The organism is Paenibacillus nanchangensis (assembly GCF_046543445.1).
Classification (GTDB): Bacteria; Bacillota; Bacilli; order Paenibacillales; family Paenibacillaceae; genus Paenibacillus_AQ; species Paenibacillus_AQ nanchangensis.
The window spans coordinates 1-24,620 of the sequence record NZ_JBHOFD010000025.1; the positions used below are offsets into that span (position 1 = coordinate 1).

Sequence of the window (24,620 nt, forward strand, 5' to 3'; positions counted from 1 at the left end):
CCGGGAGTTCGAATCTCTCAGGGCGCGCCATTTTCATAACGGGATGTAGCTCAGCTTGGTAGAGCACCTGGTTTGGGACCAGGGGGTCGCATGTTCAAATCGTGTCATCCCGATTTTCTTTTTACGCGGGTGTAGTTCAATGGTAGAACTCCAGCCTTCCAAGCTGGTAGCGTGGGTTCGATTCCCATCACCCGCTTTCTTAGACTGCAGAGGAATCTGCGGTTTTTTTTGTGTTTTCTTTACGGTTCTTTCTCTTCCTTCGGCGGTTCGTCTATCAACTGGTAAACCTGTTTTTTCGAAAAACCGTTGACAGCCCTGTACGAATAATGGTAATTTTATAAACACAAAATCCAATCAAGTTACTATGAATTAAATCACAAATCCGACTGTACCGACAGAGGTTTTGCGTTGAATCGACGCAATCAACCTCTGTCTTTTTTTTGTATGAAAAAGCAACAAAGGAGGATGGACAATGGGAGATGCGCTGCTGGCCATATCCAATCTGAACAAGGCGTTTACGACTTCAACCGGGCAGGTGCAGGCACTGCAGGAAGTGCAATTGAGTGTAGAAGAAGGGGAGTTCATAACGGTGATCGGGCCCAGCGGATGCGGGAAGTCCACCCTGCTGCGGATTGTGGCCGGACTGGATTCCGGCTACACCGGGACGGTGACGCTTGGAGGCAAAGCGATAGAGGGGCCGGGCATTGATAAGGGTTTTATTTTTCAGGAACACCGGTTGTTTCCGTGGCTGACTGTTGAAAAAAATATCGCCTCCGATCTGTCGCTGAGAAATGCCGACGTCCGGCAGAGAGTGAATGAGCTGATAGCCCTAGTGAAACTGGAGGGCTTTGAACAAGCCTACCCGCGTGAGTTGTCCGGCGGCATGGCTCAGCGGGTGGCGATTGCCCGGGCGTTGCTGCGCAGTCCCAGGATTCTGCTGCTGGATGAACCTTTTGGCGCATTGGATGCATTCACCAGGGCGCATATGCAGTCTGTTTTGCTCGATATCTGGAGCACTAAACGGACAACGATGATTTTCGTAACCCACGATATTGATGAAGCCGTGTTTCTCGGCAACCGGGTAGTCATTTTGGAGCCACGGCCTGGACGAATCCGCAAAATTGTACCGATCGACCTGCCTTATCCGCGTAAGAAAGCGAGCACTTCGTTCCAGGAGCTGCGGCTCCGCGTGCTGAACGAGTTTGAAAAAGTGGAGGAACTGGAGCTGACGGACGGGGCCGGGATTTGACACCGGCACGGAAGACGAAATGAGAACAGGTAAAGGAGGTGTTGCAATGAGTAACCGAACCGCTGCGCTGCGCTCCGTATCCCGTCCTAATAAAACAGCCGCTGCGCTGCTCGGGATGGTCCTTCCGGTCACTCTCCTTGCGGCTTGGCAGACGCTTGGGCACTACGGAGTGATTTCGGAGCTGCTGTTCCCGACACCGTACAGCATTGGAGAGGCGCTGGTGTCGCTGGCGGCATCGGGCGATTTATGGATGCATTTTCGCATAAGCGCGATCCGGACGGGACTTGGCTTTTTGCTGGGAGGCGGGCTGGGTTTGCTGTTAGGACTGCTGGTTGGACTGTTCCGGCGTTCGGAGAAACTGCTGGACCCTTCGCTGCAGATGATCCGGATGGTTCCCAGTCTTGCGGTCGTGCCGCTGTTCATTCTCTGGTTTGGTATCGGCGAAGAGTCCAAGGTGCTGCTGATCGCAAAAAGCGCTTTTTTTCCGGTTTACATCAATACGTTTATGGGGATCCGCGGCGTTGACAACAAGCTGTTTGAGGTATCCCGCGTCCTCGGCTTCAGCCGGGTCAAACAAATTGTAAGACTTGTGCTGCCGGCCGCGCTGCCGAATGTGATGCTGGGTGTGCGCCTGTCGCTGGGCTTGTCCTGGCTCGGACTGGTGGTGGCCGAACTGATCGCCTCATCTTCGGGAATCGGCTACATGATGTCTGACGCACGGCAGTTTGCGGATACACCCGTTGTGTTTGTCGGTATTCTGGTGTTTGCGGCGGCCGGTCTGCTGACGGATTTGGCGGCCCGCTTCATAGAGCGGCGCTTGCTCCGCTGGAAGGATCAGGCGGCAGGATAAGAGAGGAGGTTGCGTGTATGAGTAAAGGCGTTGAAGCTGCTGTGCATCCGGCACAACCCGTTCGCGGCAGCCATCCCCGGCCCGAACCGGCACAGATGACAGTTTCACCTAGCAGTACTTCGACTAGCAGCTCTTCCGCATTTATGATTGGCGGCGGGAAAGGGACCGCTGTAAACTCTCCTGCAGATCTATCCGAACCCCGTAAGGGAGAAACGGCTCCCAAAGCTGCGGGCCGAAGTGCGGAGCGCTTGAGATCTTGGGTGTCCGGCCTGGCGCTAGGCGCGGTGCTGCCGGTCACGGCGCTGGCCGTTTGGCGGATTGCGGGAAGTGCGGAATGGATTTCGCCTGAATTTTTGCCCGCTCCCGCTTCAATTGCCGGCGCCCTGCTGGAACTTACCGTGTCGGGGGAGTTAGCTCATCATCTAGGAATCAGCGTCTGGCGTGCCTTACTGGGGTTCCTGCTTGGGGGAGCCTTCGGCTTGGTGTTTGGAATACTGACCGGCCTGTTCCGGAGCGCGGAGTATTTGCTGGACCCCAGCTTTCAGGTCTTGCGGCTTGTACCGCATCTGGCCATTGCGCCGCTGATTATTCTCTGGTTTGGCTTTGGCGAAACCTCTAAGGTGGCCATTATTTTAAGCGGTGCGTTTTTTCCGCTCTACATCAATACGTTTACCGGGATCCGGGGAGTGGACAACAAGCTGTATGAGGTAAGCAAAGTGCTTGGTTTTAGCCCGATGAAGCGGCTTGTACGGCTGGTACTGCCCGCCGCGCTGCCCAGCATTTTGCTCGGCTTGCGTCTGTCGATGGCGGTAGCGTGGATTGGACTGGTGGTAGCCGAACTGATTGGCTCCCAATCCGGCGTCGGATTTCTTATTAATGAAGCGAAGCAGAATTCGGATACCCGTATCATTTTTGTCGGCATTTTGATCTTTGCGGTTGTCGGCAAGCTGATCGATTCGCTGTTCCGGCTGCTGGAGCGCCGCATGTTGTCCTGGCGGGACAGCTACAGCGGTTAACGTGCATACGGCAGATTATCAGATAACGGTAGATAACAGCGGATAGTAGGGATAACGGATTGGACCCCAAACCTAAAAGGAGGCTGGAAAAAATGGTGGATACGGCAAAACAACCGCTTCATCTGACGGCAGACGTGTTGATACTCGGAGGAGGCCCCGCCGGAACATGGGCTGCCCTCGCGGCGGCGGCCAAAGGAGCACGTGTGGTGCTGGCCGATAAAGGCTACTGCGGATCAAGCGGCGCAACGGCGCCTTCGGGAACGGGAGTCTGGTACGTCCAGCCCGAAGGAAAACTACGGGAGGAAGCTAAGGCGAGCCGCTTCAAAATGGGCGGAGAACTGGCCGAACACCGCTGGATGAACCGGGTGCTGGACCAAACTTACGAGAACATGAACCGCCTTGGCGTCCTCGGTTATCCGTTTCCGGTCGACGAATTTGGCAATCCGCATAAACGGGGGCTCCAGGGACCGGAATATATGCGGCTGATGCGCAAGCTGGTGAAAAAGGCAGGGGTTAAAATACTGGATCACAGCCCCGCGATGGAACTGCTGGCTGACAGCCATGGTGTTGCCGGCGCGGCGGGCGTCCGGGTACAAACCGGCGAGCCGTGGAGCGTCGCCGCAGGGGCGGTGGTCCTTGCTACTGGCGGCTGCGCATTCCTCAGCAAGGCATTGGGCTGCAACGTCCTGACGGGCGACGGCTATCTTTTCGCCGCAGAGGCGGGGGCGGCGCTTTCGGGCATGGAGTTCTCTAATGCGTATGCGATTTGCCCTACTTTTTCATCCGTTACCAAAACAGCTTACTACAGTTACGCCAATTTCTACTATGAGGACGGCACGGTGGTGGAGGGGGCCGGCTCCAAAAAAGGACGTTCGGTCATCGCCCGCAATCTGCAGGCCGGACGGCAGGTCTATGCCCGGCTGGACCAGGCGCCGGAGGATGTGCAACCGCTGCTGCGGACCGCGCAAACGAATTTTTTTCTGCCGTTTGACCGGCTGGGCATCAATCCGTTTAAAGATCTGTTCCCGGTAACGCTGCGGCTGGAAGGCACCGTCCGCGGAACCGGCGGCATCCGGCTTGCCGGCGAAGACTGCCGCACGGATGTGCCCGGCCTGTACGCCGCGGGCGATGCGGCAACACGCGAACTGATCTGCGGCGGCTTCACGGGCGGCGGCAGCCACAATGCGGCCTGGGCGATGTCCTCCGGATCGTTCGCCGGGGAAGGCGCTGCGGACTACGCCCGGTCACTGGGCCCTAACGCCCTGAACCGTGAGCCGGTAGGCTTGTCTTCTTCTCCGCTGTATCATGGCCGCGCTTCAGCGGGTGAGTCAGTTCGGACGGCAGAGTATACCTCTGCGGTGCAAAACGAAGTGAAGCCCTATGACATCAATCTGTTCCGGACGGAGCGGCGGCTGGCCTCATCCTTGGGCTGCTTGAACGGTCTGTGGCGGGAGCAGCGGAACCGGAACCTTCCGATAACGCCCGAGGGAGTCAAAGCGCGCGAAGCCGAAGCGATGACCGCAACCGCCCGCTGGATGTACGCCTCGGCGCTCGAACGGACCGAAACTAGGGGGATGCACAAACGGGAGGATTTTAAGGAAGCCGACGCCGGCCAGCACCACCGCCTGATCGCCAGCGGACTGGATGAAATTACGATCAGCCATGAAGAAGTGGCGAAGGAGGGCATTCTGCTGTGATTGAAGTCGTAAGCGAAACACGGTGCATTCAGTGCGCCCAGTGCATCTCGGTATGCCCTACCAATGTCTTTGACAAGGGAGACAACGGAATCCCGGTCATTGCCCGCCAAAATGACTGCCAAACCTGCTTTATGTGCGAGCTGTACTGCCCGGTTGACGCGCTGTATGTGGCGCCCGAGGCGGAAGGAGCGATGCCGGTGTCCGAGCCGGAGCTGGCGGAGGCGGGACTGCTTGGCGGCTATCGGGAAAAAGTGGGCTGGGGAAAAGGGCGGCGGCCTGTGGCGGCCCATGAATATTTGATTCAATTGTCGCGCCGAGCGGGATTTTAGCGGAGCCGCTGGAAGTTGTAGCGGACACGTTGCCGCTTGCGGGAAACCGCTATGATTTTTTGAAATCAGGGGGACTATACATGCCGAATCAGACTCACAAGAAAAAAGGCAGCAGGTTGCCGAATGCGCTCAAAGTTATCCCGCTGCTTGCAGCGGCCTTGTCGATACTGATGCTCGCTGCCTGCGGATCAAATGGAAACGGGAGTGCCGGACCGGCTGGCGGCGGGGAAAAAGCGGAAGCTGTCAGCGCGGGAAAGGATGGCGGTTCGGGCAGCGGAAGCGTGCCTGCCGTACTCAACTACGGGTACATTGGAACCAACGATTTGAATCTGCCCGGCGGAGCGGAAGGCTGGGGGCTGTACAAGGGCATCATTCAGGAAGAATTAAAAAAACACGGCATCACGGAAATCAAACTGACCGGCTTCCCGAACGGGCCGGACCAGACGGAGTCGCTGATCAGCGGGCGGTTGGATTTTGGCAGCCTTGGCGATACGCCCGCCATCATCGCTTACGCCGGAGGTGCAAAAACACGGCTGATCGCGCAGGGGTCGGTCGGCAATATCGGCTATCTGATCGGCAAAAAGGACGGCCCCAACAGCGTCAAGGAGCTTGAAGGGAAGACGATCGCGACGCAAAAAGGCTCTTTTATGCACCGGTATCTGGTAGGTCTGCTGAAAAAAGAAGGCGTCACCGACTATAAGCTCGTCCACATGCTGATCCCGGACGCTTCGGCTGCGCTGGCGCGCGGCGACATTGACGCTACCACCAACAACGGCGTACAGGCGCTTAAGCAGATTGACGACGGGTATCCGCTGCTGGATGATGCAAGCAAGCATCCCGAGCTGCTTGGCTCCAGTGCAACAGTCGTTTCGGAGGCGTACCTGGAAAAGTACCCTGATTTTCCGAAGGTATGGAATGAAGCCCGCCAAAAAGCGCTGGCCGATCTTAAGCAGCACGAGGACGAATATTACGAGTTCCTGGCTCAAATCAACAAAACAACGCCGGAGCTGGCAAAAAAGGTCAGCCCGATCAGCGACCTGCAGGAGGAGCGGTTTACGGACGAGGGGACGAAACTGCTGGAGGGCACGAAGTCCTTCCTGGTGGAGGAGAAGCTGGCGCGGAAGGATTTTGATATCGCGGATTGGCAGACGGAGTAAATACTCCCGCAAAACTAAACGATTGCTTTCGTAGCAGTTTGGCTGCGAGGTCATAACAGTGGAGACTATAGGCTCATTGGCCATCTATTCCATGTTTTATCCGCAACCGCAGAGGTAATCTGCGGTTTTTTTTGCGTATGCGGTTGCGTCTCTTCTGCAGCGGCTATTATCGGCCCCTTCTGCAGGGGCTATTCCCGGGACCTTTTGCAGCGGCTGGGTCATCATTACCTTCGGCTGGCCCGGCTGCCCATCCGCTCCCTTTTACTGGAATGTTGATGGAAGTATAGGTGACACACACGTGAGAAAGATGAACCGCGCTTCACGATCTCCTTTAATTTGGACAGGGAATATTTAAAATGAACTCTATTTGAAAGTGTTTACATTCTATATGTTTAAAACAGCCTCCCGGGCAGGGAGTTCGCATGCTTGCAAACATTACATAGAAAGGAGCCTCGACTTTAGAACCGAAGACGAAAGGATGACTTACCCGTAAGAACACCAAATCCCATCGAAGCAGCAGGAGGAGGAAGGATGAAAGGTAAAACAGTTCGCAAGCGATTCTCTTCTAAAGTATTGGCCGTCGCGCTTACATCCGTGATGCTCAGCCAGGGGGTTGCCGCTCTCGCGTATGCGGGCGACACGCTCCCGTATAAGGGCGAAAGCGCCAAAGGGCCCAACCAGCCTTATCAGCACGGGTACACAAGCATGGATATTTTGAAATGGACGCCGGAAAGCGACCCGTACGGGGACATGTTGAGATCCAGGGTGCCGCTGCAAAAACGCATCGCTCCTTATGCCGCCACGCAGGCTTCTCCCGAATTAAGTCCGGAAACGCAAATGTTTGCGCTCAGCGGGGACTACGGGAATTCCTTTTTCGACAGCTATTCGTACACCAACGAGTTCAGCCAGTATCTGTTTAATTATTGGCAGTACACCGATTACTATTCGTATTGGCACGGAACGCCGACGGCGGGCACACCCGAGGAACGGTATGATCCCACCGCGGACTGGCGGGAAAAATGGTTTGAGTTCGGCATTCTGAACATTCCAAATCCGGGTTATACCAACGCTGCGCATAAAAACGGGGTGCTGTCGATCGCCTGTATTTTCTTTTCCGACAATGACCGGGGCCCGCAGACGTATACCCAAATGCTTGTACAGGATAAAAACGGCGAGTTTCCGGTAGCGAAAAAGCTGGTGGAAATGGCCCGTTACTACGGCTATGACGGCTACTTCTTTAATCAAGAGGAGGCCTCCAAAGGGGTTGCTCCAGCCGACATTCCACGCTACAAGCAGTTCATGAAATACCTGAGAGACCAGGGATTGTATGTGCAGTGGTACGATTCCACGAACAACCAGACCGGCAAAATCCAGTATCAAAACGAATTTAATGCGGTCAACAGCCCGTTCGTCAAGGACGCCGTTTACGGCCAGGTGTCGGATTCGATGTTCCTGAACTATTGGTGGAACGCCGATAAACTGACGAAGTCGAAAGCGCATGCAGAAAGTCTCGGCCTTGATCCGCTGGAGACGGTATTTGCGGGCGTGGAAGGCGGTAACGGCGATTTTGGGCGCTGGAAGCAAAAATATGACCTGCGGCTAAATCTGGATGCGAATGGACAGCCGATGAACAGCATTGCAACGCTTGGCGCAGATTTTACACATAACGCGCTGGATGAGGAAATCGGCGGAACGGACGAAAACCGCCGGGCTGACGATAAATACCAGTGGATGACCTTTATCCGCGACCGCGCTTGGTGGTCAGGACCCAACCAGGATCCGTCCGAGGCCGAGCGCAACCCGAACGCTCCGCTGTCGGATGTGTATGCCTCCGGCGCCAACTGGGACGGCATCGCCGCCTATATTACCGAGCGGTCCGTCATTAACGGCTCAAATTTCCAGACCAGCTTTAACACGGGGCACGGATTGGAGTATTATGCGGACGGAGCTGTCTCCAATCCGAAGGAATGGTCCAATATTAACATCCAGGACATTCCGGTGACCTGGCAGTGGTGGATTGACGCGGCGGAAGGCGAACAGCTGTCCGTGGACTTCGACTACGGGTCAAAATATGAACAAGGCAGCCGGTTCAGCTACAAGCCGGTAGGCGCGTACGAAGGCGGCAGCTCGCTTGTCGTAAACGGAAAGCTGGCTTCGGAGAACTTCCTCCGACTGTACAAGACGGAGCTGGATGTAAACAAAAACTCCAAGCTGTCCATAACGTACAACAAGCCTTCGGGCAACGACTCGTCTGTGATGAGCGTCGGGCTGATTTTCAAAGACAAGCCGGAAGAAGTGGTGAAGCTGGAGCTGCCGAAGTCGGGCAAGCGCACCAAAGGCTGGGTTGAGGAGAAGCTGAACCTCAAAGGTTATGCCGGACGTACGATCGCGGCGATGGGACTGGTGTTCGACAATCCGAAGAAAAAAGCGATCGAGAACTACCAGATCAACATCGGCCAAATCCAGCTGACGGACGGCAGCGCGGCGAAGCCGCAGGCGCCGGCAGGCCTCAAGATTGAAAAAGCGTTGACGGATACCAATGAGATGACAGTATCCTGGAACATGGAAGATTACAGCAAGGTGAAGCAGTATAACTTGTATGTGAACGGCAGCTATGTCGGCGGTATTTACGACTCCGTGTATTACATCAAGCAGCTGCCCGCCCGTTCCGGCAAGCTGTCCTTGACGGCGGTTGGTCCTGACGGCACCGAAAGCAAACCGGCTGTGATTGATTTTGACCTGAACAAAGGCGTCAGCGGCGTTAAAGTTAACCACACGCCGGACGGCGCAGTGCAGGTCAGCTGGAACAACCCGGCCAAAAAGGCCGGCGCCGCCACCTTGACCCTTGAATCGGAATACAGCGACCGTCCGTTCCGTGCGGTAGTCAAGGCGGAACAAGGCGCAACTTCGGCTGTATTTACCGGCATCCCGACACAGGGCGACCGGTACGCTTTGACCATAGCGCTGGAAGGCGGACAAACGGTCGTTCACCGGGGCAAGCTGCTGGATACGATCGTGGAGCCGTATGCCAAAGAGCTGGTTACCGTAACCGGGGATACCTACACGCTGGCGCTTCCGGCCGCAAAGGATTGGGACCGGCTGTATGTATATGAGAACGGCGAACCGAAGTCCTATGAGGTCACTTACTACAGCAAGGCGGAGAAGACGCTGCCGTATATCCAGCGCGGCCGGGCCAAGCTCAAAGGGCTGACGCTGACGCCTTCGGCGCAGGACAGCACGATCAAGCTGGTGCTCCAGGATTACGCGGGCAACCAGGCGACAACGCTGCTGCGCGGCCAAACGGAGCAGACAGCAGTGGAGATTAAAGGCGGAGACGCTTTGAACACAGGAGCGGAGGCCCAACTTAGCGCCGAAGCTAAAGGCGAAGGAACATTGACTTATACTTGGTACGCCGACTATGGACATGGTTATTTTGGTCCGCTGGGTTCCGGTCAGACACTTCGGGTACCTCATGTTACGGCGGCAATGAACGGCCACAAATATAAGGTGGTTGTGACCGACGAAGCCGGCGGACGTGCGGAGGCGGAGACGACGCTGCGGGTCCAATCGTAGCCGAAACGACCCTGCGGGTCCAATCGTAGGCCGAAACGACGCTGCGGATTCAGCGGTAGGCGGAACGTAACCCGCGGCCCGCAAGAAGGCTGAAGCAGGACGCGTTTCGCCCGCCCGCAAGGGGAATACACCCTAGAATTTACAGACGCAGGACAGCTAATTCAAGCGCCCCGTTCCATCCTTACAGGAGCGGCGGCGCTTTATGTCGCTGTTAGCGGGGTTGGCTGATTTTACTATGCCGGCCCTGCATTATCGACATGATATACTTAATTTCGACAACTCAATTGAAGCCAAGGGAGGGGTGGCGTTGCGCCAAACAGCCCTGTACCGGAAATATTTTAAAAACAATGTCTTTATGCGCTTTATTCTGATCTTTTCGGTTATCTCCATTGCCACGATTATTGCTTTCTCCACTCTGGTGCTGCTGCTGATTTCGCAGTCTTCGGTGCAGCGGCAGATGGACATTCAAAGACGCGTTATGGAAAGCATCAGTCTCTATATTGAAAATAAATATGAATCCGTCCAATCCATTGTCCGGGACATCTACCGGGACGAAGGTTTGGCGGGCAACACTTCCTATCTGCTGGAGAATCCTTATGCCGATTATGTCAAATACAGACTGGACCGGTTTTTTGCGGACAATAAGTCCAGCTCCGATGTGGTGCAGTTCTTCAAAAACAAAGTGGAGGACGATCCCGATATCCGCAGTCTGATCCTATACAGCGCCAATCAGCAGACGCTTTATGCTTACAACAGCGTCAAGCAGTTCGAGATTATTCCGACCAACGCTTCCCGCTCCTATGTGCCGGACACGATGTACCTGGACGAAGACAATTACGTATCCCTTCCGAACATTTGGGTCCGCCAGACAATTGGCCTGGATGAAGCTCCGATGTTCTCCGTCCGCCTGCCGATCAGCAACAAGCTGTATTTGCGCAATATCGGCCAGATGCTGGTTTATTTCGACTCCAACGCTGTTTGGGAAAGCGTCACCAATTATAAAAATGATTTTAAAGGCACGCTGCTTGTGCTGTCTTCCAGCAACGATGTCCTGTTCGATACGTCAGGTAAATGGTACGGGCGCAAATATCCCTACTTTCAGTCGACCAACGCCTCTTTTGAGGAGCGGATAGAGATGGACGGGAATATTTTTACCCGGCTGACCCATGGCCAAGGCGGCTTTACCGTCGTCAGTATGGTTCCGAAGGAAGAACTGGCAGCCTCTTACCGGGGCGCCCGCAACACCATCGCCGTCATCGCCGTGCTCTGCATCCTTGTTGCCGTCCTGCTGCCTTCCTTGTTCATCACCAGCTTCGCCAAACGGACGCATCAGATTATCCGGTTCACCCGCAAGGTCAAAAACGGGGACCTCGGCGCGCGGATCACCGATAGAAAAGAAGATGAGCTGGGGCAAATCGCCAAAAGCTTTAACGATATGCTGGATGAGCTGAACCAGTACATCGACCGCGTCTATAAAGCCGAAATCAAGCAAAAGCACACCGAAATTGCCGCGCTTGAAGCGCGGGTTAATCCGCATTTCCTCTACAACACGCTGGAGGCAATCCGCATGCGGGCGATTTCGCAGGGAGCGGGGGATGTGGGCGAAATGATCTACAGCCTGTCCGTCCTGTTCAAAAGTTATGTGCGGCAGAAGCCGCATTACACGATGAAAGACGAGCTGGAAGCCTGCCGGCTGTACCTTGAATTGTTCCGCATCCGCTACAAAGACAGAATATCGTACGGCATCCAATGCGAACGCGGATTGGAGGAGCGGACCACGCTGAAAATGTCGCTGCAGCCCATTATCGAAAACTACATTTTACACGGAATGCGTACCGACCGCAGCGACAACCGGATCGATATCACAGTGATCGCCGAACAGCGGAACATCAAGGTTACCGTGCGCGATAACGGCCGCGGCATTGAGGCCGAGCGGCTGGAGCTGCTGCGGGCGAATCTGGAGGCCGAAGGCGGATTGTCCGAGTCGTTTGGACTGCGCAGCATTCATGAACGGCTGCGCCTGATGTACGGCAAACCTTATGGGCTTGAAGTGGACAGCAATCCGGGAGAAGGAACGACGGTGACCGTTCTGTTCCCCGATCCCGGGAAAGGGGAGATTTAACGAATGTACAATGTGTTCCTGGTGGATGACGAACCGTTTATCATTGAGGGTTTATACGATATTGTGGCCTGGGACGAGCTGGGCTTCGGCATTGCAGGCCATGCGGAAAACGGCCGGGATGCGCTGGAGAAGCTGAAGACCATTCCGGCGGACCTGCTGATTACCGATATCTCCATGCCGTCGATGAACGGCCTGGAGCTGATCCGGCGGGTCCGGGAGTTCCAGCCGGACCTGAAGGTCATCGTCCTCAGCGGTTACGACGAATTTTCGTATATCAAGGAAGGGCTGAATCTGGGGATTGAAAACTACCTGCTGAAGCCAATCAACCTGGAGGAGTTCCGCCAGACGCTCAAAAACGTAGCCGACAAGCTAAACGCTACGCGGGCCGATGAAGAATGGAGCCGGTACAGCACCGCCGTGCTGAAAAACAACGTGATGCTGCGCTGGGTGCGCAGCCAGATCGGCTGGGAGGAGCTGAAGGAACGGGCGGGACTCTTGGAGCTGGATGTCAACCGTGCCTGCCTGCAGATTGCCTTGATCTCTACCGGCGGGAAACCGGAGGTATGGGAAGACCGGCTGTCCGTCCTGCCGACGGCCAATAATGTCCTGTTCCGGGATGCGGATGATAATCTCGTTGTTGTCCATCTGTTCGATGATCCCGCAGACGGAGCCGCGGGCATGCAGCGTCTGATTGAAACGGTAAAGAGCGGAGACAGTTCCGGCAGACCCCGGATCGCGCTTGGCACCGTCGAGGAAGCGCCGGCTGGCGCGGCGGTGAGCTATGAGCGCGCGAAGCGGGCGCAGGAGTATTTTACGGTGTACCCCGAGCGGACAGTACTCCGGTTCGAGGAGCTGAAGTTCGGGAGCGGCGAGCTGAAGCGTTATCTGCCGGCGGATTGGCGGGAGTATACCCGGTTGGTGATGGCCAAAAATAAGGAGGAGCTGGCGGAAAAAATCGGCGGGCAATTTTCGGGGGAGAACATGGAGGGTCTAACTCCGGAGCTGCTGCGCGAAATTGCATTGGAGTGGACGGTCTATTTCCGTTCCCTCATCAAGGAGATCCGGCCGGGAGGGGAAAACGATTCAGTGACCGAATCCTTTGGTTTTGTTTTGTCGGCGGAATCAGTGCGGGAGCTGGCCGAAGCCGTTTTTTCAGCGGCCGTACGCGCCGTTGATCTGCTGGAACGGGAGGTCAAAAGTCCTGTCGTGCAGCAGGTGCTGAACCATATTCACACCTCCTACAACGAGGATTTGTCGCTCAAGACGCTGGGAGCGGAGTACCATATTCATCCCGTGTACCTGGGACAGCTTTTTCACAAGGAGATCGGCGAATCTTTCACGGAGTACATGAACCGGTACCGGATCGAAAAAGCGAAGGAGCAGCTGCGCTCCACCCATTTGAAGGTCCATGAAATCGCACGAAACGTGGGGTATTGGGAGACGGGGTATTTTTACAAGCAGTTCAAAAAGTATGTGGGCATTTCGCCCACCGAGTTCAAAGGACTTGTCTAGCTCCCATGGGCAGGCAGGTTCTTTCTTTATTTTGTACCTGATTTATTTAGTTTCTCTTCTATTTGAAAATGCTTTCATCCTATACAGTTAAGGTAGTCCTTACGAGACAGATGGCCGAGAAAACCGCGGCGGACCACGGATTCCTGGCCAATCAAAAGGGAGGTTATGAACTCGCATGAGCAAAAAAAGAAAACGCTTTTCTCTGCTTCTGACATCGCTGCTGACCCTATCGCTTGCGCTGAGCGCGTGCGGAGGCGGCGGTAACAACGCCTCGACGAATGGTGCGGCTGGTGGCAACGCCTCGCCCGGAGCCAACGCCGGAACGGAGACCAAATCCGACGAAAAACCGGTAGAACTGATCTGGTACACGATTGGCGCGCCGCAGAAAGACCTCGACAAGGTAGTGGAAGAAGTCAACAAATACACGCTTGAAAAAATCAACGCAACGATCGACATGAAAATGATCGATTTTGGCGACTACACGCAAAAAATGCAGGTCATGGCCGCTTCGGGCGAACCGATGGACATTTTGTTCACCAGCTCCTGGGCTTTCGATTATGTGCAGAACGCGCGTAAAGGCGCCTTCATGGAACTGGACGATCTGCTGGAGAAATACGGCAAAGGCATCAAGGAAACGATCGATCCCGCCTTCCTGGAAGGCTCCAAGGTTGACGGCCACAACTACGCCATTCCAGCCAACAAAGAGCTGCCCGCACAGGAAGTGTTCCGTTTCAACAAGGAACTGCTCGACAAACATAAACTGGACATCAGCACTGTAAAAACGATGGCGGACCTTGAGCCGATGCTGAAAACAATCAAGGAAACCGAGCCGGGCATCACGCCTTACGCCATGGTAAAGGATTTTATGCCGATCATGCCGTTCGACTACATCATCGAAAAAATGCCGATGGCCGTATATCTCGATACCAAAGACTACAAAGTGGTCAACATTCTCGAAACGCCTGAACTGAAAGACGCGCTGAAAACAGTGCGCAAGTTCTACCAGGCCGGCTACCTGTCTCCGGAAGTTGCTACCACAACATCGGTAGACGATCTGTACAAATCCGGCAAATGGTTCACCGACCGCGCGGCTACCCAGCCGATGGCCGATAACCTCTGGTCCGCAAGCTACGGCTATCCGGTTGTATCGACACCTGCCGGTAAACCTTACATCTACAACTGGTCCGTAATGGGCTCCATGCAGGCCATCTCCGCGAACTCCGAATATCCGGAAAAAGCGATGGAATTCCTGAACCTGCTGAACACCGATCCGGTGCTCCGCAACATGATCGACTCGGGGATTGAAGGCGTGCACTACGAAAAAGTTAATGACAACATGATCAAAAACCTGCCGGACGCTAAAAACTACGATATGCCGACCTTCTCGCTCGGCAACATCATGATCACGTACCTGAACGAAGGCGACCCGGAAAACAAATGGGAAGAGTTCAAGAAATTCAACGACGCCGGCGTCAACGCGCCGCTGCTCGGCTTCAACTTCGACACCTCCAAGGTGACTAACGAAATCGCAGCCGTGCAAAACGTCAAAGAAGAGTTCTGGGCATCCCTGATGACCGGTACGGTGGAGCCGGAAGAATATCTGCCAAAAGCCAACGAGAAATTCAAAGCCGCCGGCCTGGACAAAATCATCGCCGAAGCGCAGTCGCAAATCGACGCCTGGAAAGCGGAAAACAACAAGTAACGCCATAGTATCAAGCAGGCAGGCATGAACCAAAAGATCGGGCGGGTGATGAGCCTCATGCCCGATCTTTTTTTAAATGGAGGAAGGTGCGGTTCAAAGACTTCTTCCGGTACAGGAGGGATGATAACCATGGGTATGGTTGGACGTTTTTTCAAGAATTTATCGCGAAACAAAGTGCTGCTGTTTATGGTTTTGCCCGGGGCGTTATGGTTCCTGTTCTTCTCCTATCTTCCAATGGTAGGCACCGTCATTGCGTTTAAGGAATACCGCTTCAGCCGTGACGGGTTCTGGGCAAGCATCGTAAAAAGCGACTGGGTCGGCTGGGACAACTTCAAGTTCCTGTTCAGCACAAACGACGCTTATGTGATAACGCGCAACACACTGCTGTATAACCTGGCTTTTATCGTGATCGGACTGCTCTTATCCGTGCTGCTTGCGGTCATTTTGTCCGAAATTGCCAATAAAAAGCTCGCCAAAGTATACCAGACCGGCATGTTCCTGCCGTATTTTCTGTCCTGGGTCGTTGTCGGCTATTTTGCGTTTGCCTTCCTGAGCTCGGAGCGCGGGCTGCTGAACCAGCTGTTTGGCGTGTCGGTCTCCTGGTACTCCGAGTCAAAATACTGGCCGTTTATTCTGATCTTCGTGTACTTATGGAAAGCGGTTGGCTACAACAGTGTCGTCTATCTTGCGGCGATTATGGGCATCGACAAGTCGCTGTATGAAGCGGCGATGATCGACGGGGCCAGCAAATTCCAGCAGATCCGCAACATTACGATTCCGCTGCTGACGCCGATTATCACGATTATGACGCTGCTTGCAATCGGCAAGATTTTTTACGCGGACTTTGGACTGTTCTATCAGGTGCCGCGGGATTCGGGTACGCTGTACGGCGTCACAAACGTTATCGACACCTACGTATACCGCGGATTGAAAACAACCGGGGAAATCGGCATGAGCACCGCGGCCGGCCTGTACCAGTCGGTGGTCGGATTCATTTTGGTGATTACCTCGAACTATGTTGTGCGCAAATTCGACAAGGATAGCGCCCTGTTCTAAACACACGGAAAGGAGTGAATCACATGTCTGCCAAAACCATCAAAACACGCGATTTTCACCAGCTGTCGCGGGTGTGGAACATTCTCTTCAATCTGGTCGCGGGACTGTTCGCCCTGCTGTGCGTGTTCCCGTTCCTGTTCGTCGTAATCCTGTCCTTTACGGATGAAAATGCGCTGGCAAGAGACGGCTACCGGCTGATTCCGGCCGAATGGAGCCTGGAGGCGTACCGCTACGTGTTCCAATCCGGCGATACGCTGCTGCGTTCGTACGGTGTTACCATTTTTGTAACCATTGTGGGCACGATTGTCAGCCTGCTGTTTATCGCGCTTTACGCTTACGCGATTTCGCGGAAAAGCTTTCAGTACCGTAATTTCTTTGCGTTTTTCGCTTTCTTCACCATGCTGTTTAACGGCGGTCTCGTCCCGACTTACATTATTGTGACACAGCTGCTTGGACTGAAGGATTCCATCTGGGCGCTCATTCTGCCGCTCGCCGTAAATGCCTTCTACATTATGATTTTGCGTACGTTCTACAGCACAAGTGTGCCTGACGCCATCATCGAATCCGGTAAAATCGACGGGGCGGGCGAATTCCGCATTTTCCTGACGCTGGTGCTGCCGCTGTCGCTGCCGGGTCTCGCCACCATTGCCTTGTTCAGCACCTTGGGCTACTGGAACGACTGGTTTAACGCCCTGCTCTACATTGACAATCCGAATCTTGTCCCGCTGCAGTCCATGCTGATGCGGATCGAAACAAGCATGCAGTTTATTTTGCAGAACTCGCAAAACAGCTCGCTCAGCCTTGAGGCGCTGCGCTCCATGCCGCAGGATACGTCCCGGATGGCGATGGTCGTGCTGGCGACCGGACCGATTATTTTTGCTTATCCGTTTTTCCAGCGTTACTTCATTCAAGGTCTGACGGTTGGCGCGGTTAAGGAATAAGTTTTGAGATGAGAGAAGCAGGTTTGGCGATAAAGGTAACTCCGTTGGTTACAAGCAGGCCATTCATAAAGAAAGAACCTCCCGCTATAGACTGAAATTATTGAATGACAGGAAAGAGGAGATGTCGCGGAGGCAATTGTACAGGAAAGCGAGTGGAGAACGATGATCTACAAAGACCGTACGAAGCCTATAGAAGAGCGGACGGAGCATCTGCTTGGGCTGATGACGCTGGAAGAAAAGGCCGGCCAGCTGATCCAGCCGTTCGGCTGGCAGACCTATGAATATAAAGACGGACAGCTGACGTTGACCGAATCGTTTAAGCGCATGATCCGCGAAGGCGGCGTCGGCTCACTGTACGGCACGCTTCGGGCCGATCCCTGGACCGGCGTCACGCTGGAGACCGGACTCAGCCCCCGCGAAGGGGCCGAGGCGGTGAACGCGATCCAGCGCTACGCAATGGAGCACTCCCGGCTCGGCATTCCGGTGCTGATCGGGGAGGAATGCTCGCACGGGCATATGGCGATTGGCGCGACGGTGTTCCCGGTGCCGCTGTCGCTCGGCAGCACCTGGAACATCGACCTGTACCGCGAGATGTGCCGGGCGGTTGCGCTGGAGACGCGCAGCCAGGGCGGCGCGGTCACGTATTCGCCCGTACTGGACGTCGTGCGTGATCCCCGGTGGGGACGCACCGAGGAGTGCTTCGGCGAAGACCCGTATCTGATCGGGGAATTCGCCGTCGCTTCGGTGGAGGGCCTGCAGGGCGACGGACTGGACCGGGAGACGAGCGTTGGGGCGACGCTGAAGCATTTTGTCGCTTACGGAAGCTCCGAAGGCGGCCGCAACGCCGGTCCTGTTCACATGGGACGCAGAGAGCTGATGGAGGTCGACCTGTACCCGTTCCGCAAAGCGGTGGAAGCCGGGGCAGCGTCGGTCATGCCGGCTTACAACGAAATCGACGGCGTTCCCTGCACGACGAACACGGAGCTCTTGCAGCGCGTGCTGCGCGAGGAGTGGGGATTTGACGGCATGGTAATCACCGACTGCGGCGCAATCGACATGCTGGCGTCCGGGCATGACACCGCCAAAGACGGAGAGGAAGCGGCGGTGCAGGCAATCTCCGCCGGTGTGGACATGGAGATGTCCGGCGAAATGTTCGGGAAGCATCTGGTGAATGCGGTCCGGTCCGGCCGGTTGGACGAAGCGGTGCTGGACACGGCCGTGCGCCGGGTGCTGACGCTGAAATTCCGGCTTGGCCTGTTCGAACGGCCGCTGGCCGACCCGGACCGGGCCGAAGCGGTCATCGGCAGCGAAGCGCACAAGGACCTTGCGCGCCGGATTGCGGCGGAAGGCATCGTGCTGCTGAAGAACGGCGGCGTGCTGCCGCTTTGCGCCGGCTCCGGCACCCTGGCGGTGATCGGGCCAAATGCTGACGCCGGCTACAACCAGCTCGGCGACTACACGTCTCCGCAGCCGCGCGCCAAGGTGGCGACGGTGCTGGACGGCGTCCGGGCCCGGTTCGCGGATGAGCCGGAGCGTGTGCTGTACGCGCCGGGCTGCCGGGTGAAGGACGATTCGCGCGAAGGCTTTGCTTACGCGCTGGAGACCGCCGCCCGGGCCGACACGGTCATTATGGTGCTCGGCGGCTCAAGCGCACGCGACTTCGGCGAAGGCAGCATTGACCTCAAGACGGGCGCGTCGAAGGTAACGGGCAACCACCTGAGCGATATGGACTGCGGCGAAGGCATCGACCGGCTGTCGCTGCGGCTGTCGGGCGTGCAGCTTGAGCTGCTGCAGGAAATCCGCAAGCTCGGCAAGCCGGTGGTTGTCGTCTACATCAACGGCCGGCCGATTGCCGAACCTTGGATCGACGACAATGCCGACGCTCTGCTTGAAGCGTGGTATCCCGGACAGGAAGGCGGGCACGCGATCGCTGATATTTTGTTCGGCGATGTGAACCCGTCCGGCCGGCTTACGGTATCGGTGCCGAAGGATGCGGGACAGCTGCCTGTGCATTATCTTGGCAAGCGTTCGCGCGGCAAACGTTATTTGGAAGCCGACTCGCAGCCGCAGTATCCGTTTGGATTCGGCTTGAGTTATACGACATACGATTATTCCAATCTGAAGGTGGAGCCCGCCGCCATAAGTGCAAACGGCACGGCCACGGTGACCGTGGATGTCCGCAATACCGGCAGGGCTGCCGGGGCTGAGGTTGTGCAGCTGTACGTGTCGGATGTTGTGAGCCGGGCAACCCGGCCGGCTAAGGAACTGAAGGGCTTCCGCAAAATATTCCTGCAGCCGGGAGAAAGCCGGACCGTCACCTTTACGGTGGGCGCCGAGGAACTGCAATATATTGGTCCCGATTATACGCCTGTTGTTGAACCGGGCGTCTTCCGGATCGGAGTGGGACGGCATGTGAACGATACGCTGGAGACGGAACTTACCGTCCGGGAGGAGTAGAGCATGGAACGGATCAGACGGTTTATCCGCGAGCTGTCCGAGCGGCAGTGGCTGGAAGCACGGGACATTACAGCATGGAGCGTGCATACGTCAGAGTATATCAAGCAAGGCGAATACGGCGAGGCCGCCGCGTTCAGCGGCAGCGAATCCTTTGACCTGTTCCCGAGTGTGCAGGGAACGACGTATTTTTTCCGCGCCGCGGCGGAGCTGCCGGAGGAATGGCCCGAAGACGATATCGGCCTTGTGTTTGAATCCGGCGGAGAAGGGCTGCTGCGGGTGAACGGGGAGTCCCGGCAGGGGCTGGACCGCAACCACACGTTTGCGGTCCTGGATCCGCGGACGATGGGCCGGCGGCCGGAGCTGGAGATCGAGCTGTACGACCCGATCCCCGAGCCGGTCGACCCGCTGAACCAGCAGGCGGTCATACAGCCGCCGGTGCGGCGGATTATCAGCCGGCTCGTCCGGGTGAACCGGCCCGTGCGCTCCCTCATGTACACGGCCGTTATCATCCGTGACTCGGCGGTGCTGCTGCCGGAGACGGATTTCCGCCGGACGCGCCTGATTGGGGCGCTGCATGAGGCGATGGACGCGTTTGTCCGCCTAAGCCCCGGGGGGACCGAACGGGGAGAGGCTATCGCGGATATCGAAACCCGCCTGCGGGAGCGGACCCGTGAAATCGGCGGCAACGCCGAAGGCCTGATTCACATGGTCGGCCAGTCGCATATCGACATTGCCTGGTTGTGGCCGGCACGCGAGACGGTGCGCAAAACAAGCCGCACGTTCTCGACGGTTAACGCTCTAATGGACGAGTATCCCGAATACCGGTACGCGCAGAGCCAGCCGCTGCTGTTCGAATATTTGAAGACCAACGATCCCGTGCTGTACGAGAAGGTGAAGGCGCGGATCCGGGAAGGACGCTGGGAGCTGGTCGGCGGCATGTGGATCGAGCCGGATCTCAACCTGCCAAGCGGCGAATCGCTGATGCGGCAGATGCTGTACGGACAGCGGTTTTATGAGGAGGAGTTTGGCCTTCGTTCGGATATCGAGTGGCTGCCGGATACGTTCGGCTACAGCGCGTCGCTGCCGCAGATTTTGAAGCACGGCGGCATCCGTTACTTTATGACAACCAAACTCGGCTGGAATGATACAAATGTGTTCCCTTACGATCTGTTCCATTGGGTCGGCATTGACGGCACGCCGATGCTGTCGTATCTCAATCACGGCGTCAATGAAAATACGCTGCCGAAGGATGTGCATGATCACTGGCAGTCGTTCCGCGAAAAAGAGCGGCATGCCGAGCAGATGCTGCTGTACGGACACGGTGACGGAGGCGGCGGCGTCACCCGGGAGATGCTGGAGTACATCGACCGGGCGGACCTGATGGTCGGCCAGCCGGTTTCGCAGTACAGCACGGCGCGGGCGTTTTTTGACCGGATTGAGGAGGCGCAGCCAAAGCTGCCGCAGTGGCAGGGGGACCTGTACCTGGAGCTGCACCGCGGCACGTACACGACGCATGCCCGGAACAAGCGGCATAACCGGAAAGCCGAGATTTTGTACCGGGAAGCCGAGGTGTGGCTGACGCTGGCCGTCGCGGGCAATCTGCTTCCGGAGACGGCGGCGTCCGAGGTGAAACGGGAGATTCATGACGGCTGGAAGCTGATTCTGCTGAACCAGTTCCACGACATCATCCCCGGTTCGGCGATTACGGAAGCGTATGAGACGTCGGAAAAAGAGTACAGCGAGGTATTCCGGCTTGGTTCGTCCGCCCTTGGGGCCGGACTCCAGGCGCTGGCGGCTTCCATTGATACGGCCGGCGAAGGCACGCCTTACGTGGTGTTCAACAGCCTGGGCTGGCGCCGGGACGCCGTTGTCGAGCTGCCTCAGACTGATGGAGCAGCCGCGTCCATATATGACGCGGACGGGGCGCTGCTGGACAGCGAGCCCGTTCCGGGCGAAGCCGGAGCCATGAAGCTGCGTGTACGCGTGCCGGATGTCGCCGCGTTTGGCTACAAGACGGTGTGGGTGCGCAAAGAAACCGCTGCAACTGGCGGGCCAAGTTTGGAGCATGCGGCCCGGCAACTGGCGCTTGGCGGGGTAGAGGAGAAAGGCACGGGTGCGCAGTCGCTGCCTGCCGAGGTTGGCCTGGAGCCATCCGGTGCACAAGCGGCATCCTTTGCGGCAGGGAGCGATCTGGGCGACAGCTGGGAGACACCGTATTACAAGCTGCGGTTTAATGACCGCGGCGAAATCGTCAGCCTGTTCGACAAGGCGGCGGGCCGGGAGATTGTGAAGTCCGGTGAGCGGGCAAACCGGTTTCATTTTTTCCATGACCGGCCGACGCTGTGGGATGCCTGGGACATCGACAGCCGTTATGAGGAACAGCCTGCCGGGGAAGCCGAGCTGCTGGAGAAAAAGCTGGCCGGATCGGGTCCGGTGGCGGATACGCTGTTGTTCCGCTGGAAGCTTGGAGATTCGGAAATCCGTCAGGAGCTGGTGCTGTACCGCCGCGACCGGCGGATCGACTTCCGCACGCAGGTATCCTGGAATGAAGCAAACAAGCTGCTGAAGGTCGGATTTCCGATTGATGTGGTCACGAGCAAGGCGACTTATGAAATCCCGTTTGGCGCGCTGGAGCGGGTAACCCACCGCAATACGAGCTGGGAGCAGGCGCAATACGAGGTATGCGGCCACCGGTTCGCGGATGTTTCCGAATACGGATACGGTGTCAGCCTGCTGAACGACTGCAAATACGGATACGACACCCAAGGCAGTACAATCCGGTTGTCGCTGCTGCGTGCGCCAAAGTGGCCCGACGTGACGGCGGACCTTGGCGAGCATGAGTTCACCTACTCGCTGTATCCGCACGAAGGCGACTGGCGTGCGGCCCACACGCTGCGCAAGGCGGCGGAGTTGAATCACGAGCCGGCGGTATGGCCGGTAGTAGGGCCTGCTGACGGCGGTCCGGTAGTAGGGCCGGCTGATGGCGACCCGACAGTAGAACCGGCTGATGGCTATCCTGCGCGAGATGCCGGGGACGGTACAGGAAAGGTATCGGCTGGCGGTTCGCAGGCTGCTAATGCGAAAGCGCAGGTCCTTGGGACAGGAACGCAGGCTGCCAATGCTGCACCGCAGGCCCAAGGAAATGGGACGCAGTCTCCCGGAACCGGTTCGCAGGCCCTTGATGCGAGTGCACAGGCTGCCGGAGCCGGAAACGCAGCCGGTTCAGCACTGCCTGTCCGTCGTCCTGCCGACGACACGCTCCTGCCGTTCGAAGGCGCGCATGTGGTGCTGGATACCGTCAAGCCCGCCGAAGACGGCGAAGGCATTGTACTGCGGCTTTATGAATCGTCCGGCGGACGGGAGACGATCCGGCTGAACTGGCCGCAAGCGGATGCCGGAGCTTGGGTATCCAACGCACTGGAGGAGACGCTGGAGCCCATCGCCCGGGATGAGCAAGGGGGCTGGAGTCTGACGTTTGCTCCGTTCGAAATCAAGACGATCCGCATCCGTTCCTAGTCCTGACGAGGAACGGTTCAACCTTTATAAACCTTATATCGTTACCGCAAAGGAGTGTCCCGACTTGGAACAATTCAGACTACCCAAAATCAGCATGCCGGCGCTTGAGCTGCCGGCATCCATCCAGCAGGTGCTTGCCGAAGCCGACGAACGGCTCGCCGGCCGGCCAAAGCTGCGCCAGCTGTTCCGCAACTGTTTCCCGAACACGCTGGAGACAACAACCAAGCTGCTGGACGACGGCACCACCTTCGTGATTACCGGCGACATTCCCGCCTGCTGGCTGCGGGATTCGGTGGAGCAGGTGATCCACTACGTGCCGTTTGCCGCGGAGGACCCGGAGCTGCAGCGCATCATCGGCGGCCTGATCAAGCGGCATACGCAGTATGTGCTGATCGACCCGTACGCCAACGCTTTTAACGAAAGCGCGAACGACTGGCACTGGAGCACGGGGGATCAAACCGACATGTCCCCATGGGTATGGGAGCGCAAGTTCGAAATCGACTCGCTGTGCTTTGTTGTCCGGCTTGCTTACACCTACTGGAAGGAGACGGGATTAACCGACTTTTTCACGGCCGATTTCAAACGCGCGCTGCGCGTCATTTACGACCTGTTCCGCACGGAGCAGCATCATGCTGAGCGGTCGCCGTACCGTTTTGAACGCCGCAACGGCATTATGGAGGATACGCTGCAAAACGGCGGGCTGGGTATGCCGGTCAATTACACGGGCATGATCTGGTCGGGTTTCCGTTCCAGCGACGACGCTTGCGATTTCCATTACAACATCCCGGGCAATATGTTTGCGGTGGTCGCCCTGCGCCAGATGCAGGAGTTCGCCGAATGGGTGTACCGCGACCTCGAATTCCTGGCGGAGCTGAAACAGCTGGAGCTGGAAGTTGATCACGGCATCAAGCTGTACGGCATTTACCGGCATCCCGAATTCGGGCCGATTTATGCGTACGAAACCGACGGGTACGGCAACTACTGCCTGATGGACGACGCCGGTACGCCGGGTCTCATGTCCATCCCTTACCTTGGCTATACCGGAGCGGACGATCCCATTTACCGCAACACGCGGCGTTTTGCGCTGAGCAAGGAGAACCCGTTTTACTTCGAGGGAAAAGCGGCCCGCGGCATCGGCAGCCCGCACACGCCTCCAGGCTATATCTGGCATATGGCGCTGTCCATGCAAGGACTGACGGCAGCGACCAAGGAAGAGAAGCTGGAAATGATCTCCCTGCTCGAAGCAACCGACGCCGACACCGGCTATATGCATGAAGGCTTTATGGCGGATGACCCGAACGTGTTTACGCGAAAATGGTTTGCCTGGTCAAACAGCCTGTTCTCCCAATTGGTGTACCGGGCGATGAAAGAGGAGCTGCTGTAAGCGGCGTGCAAACCCAGATATTTTTAACCATCCAACTTATCAGCGAAAAGGAGACCTGA

At 56.8% G+C, this 24,620-nt stretch carries 15 protein-coding genes and 2 tRNA genes; all 17 read left to right on the plus strand.

The window, feature by feature from the left end; translation table 11 throughout:
- The first annotated feature begins 39 nt into the window (after positions 1 to 39).
- The 17 genes from ACE6ED_RS19375 (at position 40) to ACE6ED_RS19455 (ending at position 24,561) form a co-directional block, all read left to right on the plus strand.
- Positions 40 to 113 (plus strand) — tRNA-Pro (locus ACE6ED_RS19375).
- Positions 114 to 125: 12 nt separating this feature from the next.
- Positions 126 to 196 (plus strand) — tRNA-Gly (locus ACE6ED_RS19380).
- 276 nt (positions 197 to 472) lie between these two features.
- Positions 473 to 1,249: an ABC transporter ATP-binding protein gene (locus ACE6ED_RS19385; protein WP_410828884.1), complete on the plus strand. Its 777-nt coding sequence runs from the start codon at positions 473 to 475 to the stop codon at positions 1,247 to 1,249.
- Positions 1,250 to 1,295: 46 nt separating this feature from the next.
- On the plus strand, positions 1,296 to 2,099 hold the full coding sequence (locus ACE6ED_RS19390) for an ABC transporter permease (protein WP_410828885.1): 804 nt from the start codon (positions 1,296 to 1,298) through the stop codon (positions 2,097 to 2,099).
- Positions 2,100 to 2,242: 143 nt separating this feature from the next.
- Positions 2,243 to 3,115 (plus strand): ABC transporter permease, encoded by an 873-nt coding sequence (locus tag ACE6ED_RS19395; RefSeq protein WP_410829012.1) that lies wholly within the window; start codon positions 2,243 to 2,245, stop codon positions 3,113 to 3,115.
- Positions 3,116 to 3,207: 92 nt separating this feature from the next.
- Entirely contained in the window at positions 3,208 to 4,812 is a 1,605-nt protein-coding gene (locus ACE6ED_RS19400) for an FAD-dependent oxidoreductase (protein WP_410828887.1), read from the plus strand.
- Positions 4,809 to 5,141: a 4Fe-4S binding protein gene (locus ACE6ED_RS19405; RefSeq protein ID WP_410828889.1), complete on the plus strand. Its 333-nt coding sequence runs from the start codon at positions 4,809 to 4,811 to the stop codon at positions 5,139 to 5,141. Before ACE6ED_RS19400 ends, ACE6ED_RS19405 begins: the two co-directional genes overlap by 4 nt.
- An 80-nt stretch (positions 5,142 to 5,221) precedes the next feature.
- Complete coding sequence (locus ACE6ED_RS19410) at positions 5,222 to 6,298, plus strand: ABC transporter substrate-binding protein (protein ID WP_410828890.1); 1,077 nt, start codon at positions 5,222 to 5,224, stop codon at positions 6,296 to 6,298.
- A 531-nt stretch (positions 6,299 to 6,829) separates the two neighbouring features.
- Entirely contained in the window at positions 6,830 to 9,871 is a 3,042-nt protein-coding gene (locus ACE6ED_RS19415) for an endo-beta-N-acetylglucosaminidase (protein ID WP_410828892.1), read from the plus strand.
- A gap of 307 nt (positions 9,872 to 10,178) precedes the next feature.
- On the plus strand, positions 10,179 to 11,993 hold the full coding sequence (locus ACE6ED_RS19420; protein WP_410828894.1) for a sensor histidine kinase: 1,815 nt from the start codon (positions 10,179 to 10,181) through the stop codon (positions 11,991 to 11,993).
- 3 nt (positions 11,994 to 11,996) lie between these two features.
- Complete coding sequence (locus ACE6ED_RS19425) at positions 11,997 to 13,505, plus strand: response regulator (protein WP_410828895.1); 1,509 nt, start codon at positions 11,997 to 11,999, stop codon at positions 13,503 to 13,505.
- Between the two features lie 175 nt (positions 13,506 to 13,680).
- Entirely contained in the window at positions 13,681 to 15,207 is a 1,527-nt protein-coding gene (locus ACE6ED_RS19430) for an ABC transporter substrate-binding protein (RefSeq protein ID WP_410828897.1), read from the plus strand.
- A gap of 129 nt (positions 15,208 to 15,336) precedes the next feature.
- On the plus strand, positions 15,337 to 16,263 hold the full coding sequence (locus ACE6ED_RS19435; protein WP_410828899.1) for an ABC transporter permease: 927 nt from the start codon (positions 15,337 to 15,339) through the stop codon (positions 16,261 to 16,263).
- Positions 16,264 to 16,286: 23 nt separating this feature from the next.
- Complete coding sequence (locus tag ACE6ED_RS19440) at positions 16,287 to 17,204, plus strand: carbohydrate ABC transporter permease (RefSeq protein WP_410828900.1); 918 nt, start codon at positions 16,287 to 16,289, stop codon at positions 17,202 to 17,204.
- A gap of 162 nt (positions 17,205 to 17,366) precedes the next feature.
- Positions 17,367 to 19,661: a glycoside hydrolase family 3 N-terminal domain-containing protein gene (locus ACE6ED_RS19445; RefSeq protein WP_410828901.1), complete on the plus strand. Its 2,295-nt coding sequence runs from the start codon at positions 17,367 to 17,369 to the stop codon at positions 19,659 to 19,661.
- Between the two features lie 3 nt (positions 19,662 to 19,664).
- Positions 19,665 to 23,177: an alpha-mannosidase gene (locus ACE6ED_RS19450; protein WP_410828903.1), complete on the plus strand. Its 3,513-nt coding sequence runs from the start codon at positions 19,665 to 19,667 to the stop codon at positions 23,175 to 23,177.
- A 64-nt stretch (positions 23,178 to 23,241) separates the two neighbouring features.
- Positions 23,242 to 24,561 carry a glycoside hydrolase family 125 protein gene (locus ACE6ED_RS19455; protein ID WP_410828904.1) on the plus strand — a complete coding sequence of 440 codons (1,320 nt, stop codon included), beginning with the start codon at positions 23,242 to 23,244 and terminating at the stop codon, positions 24,559 to 24,561.
- The last annotated feature ends 59 nt before the right edge of the window (positions 24,562 to 24,620 follow it).

Excerpts from the sequence above, each read along its gene's own strand:
- ACE6ED_RS19385 (WP_410828884.1), top strand. The coding sequence starts at position 473 with ATGGGAGATGCGCTGCTGGCCATATCCAATCTGAACAAGGCGTTTACG.
- ACE6ED_RS19390 (WP_410828885.1), top strand. The coding sequence starts at position 1,296 with ATGAGTAACCGAACCGCTGCGCTGCGCTCCGTATCCCGTCCTAATAAA.
- ACE6ED_RS19395 (WP_410829012.1), top strand. The coding sequence starts at position 2,243 with ATGATTGGCGGCGGGAAAGGGACCGCTGTAAACTCTCCTGCAGATCTA.
- ACE6ED_RS19400 (WP_410828887.1), top strand. The coding sequence starts at position 3,208 with ATGGTGGATACGGCAAAACAACCGCTTCATCTGACGGCAGACGTGTTG.
- ACE6ED_RS19410 (WP_410828890.1), top strand. The coding sequence starts at position 5,222 with ATGCCGAATCAGACTCACAAGAAAAAAGGCAGCAGGTTGCCGAATGCG.
- ACE6ED_RS19415 (WP_410828892.1), top strand. The coding sequence starts at position 6,830 with ATGAAAGGTAAAACAGTTCGCAAGCGATTCTCTTCTAAAGTATTGGCC.
- ACE6ED_RS19425 (WP_410828895.1), top strand. The coding sequence starts at position 11,997 with ATGTACAATGTGTTCCTGGTGGATGACGAACCGTTTATCATTGAGGGT.
- ACE6ED_RS19430 (WP_410828897.1), top strand. The coding sequence starts at position 13,681 with ATGAGCAAAAAAAGAAAACGCTTTTCTCTGCTTCTGACATCGCTGCTG.
- ACE6ED_RS19435 (WP_410828899.1), top strand. The coding sequence starts at position 15,337 with ATGGGTATGGTTGGACGTTTTTTCAAGAATTTATCGCGAAACAAAGTG.
- ACE6ED_RS19440 (WP_410828900.1), top strand. The coding sequence starts at position 16,287 with ATGTCTGCCAAAACCATCAAAACACGCGATTTTCACCAGCTGTCGCGG.
- ACE6ED_RS19445 (WP_410828901.1), top strand. The coding sequence starts at position 17,367 with ATGATCTACAAAGACCGTACGAAGCCTATAGAAGAGCGGACGGAGCAT.
- ACE6ED_RS19450 (WP_410828903.1), top strand. The coding sequence starts at position 19,665 with ATGGAACGGATCAGACGGTTTATCCGCGAGCTGTCCGAGCGGCAGTGG.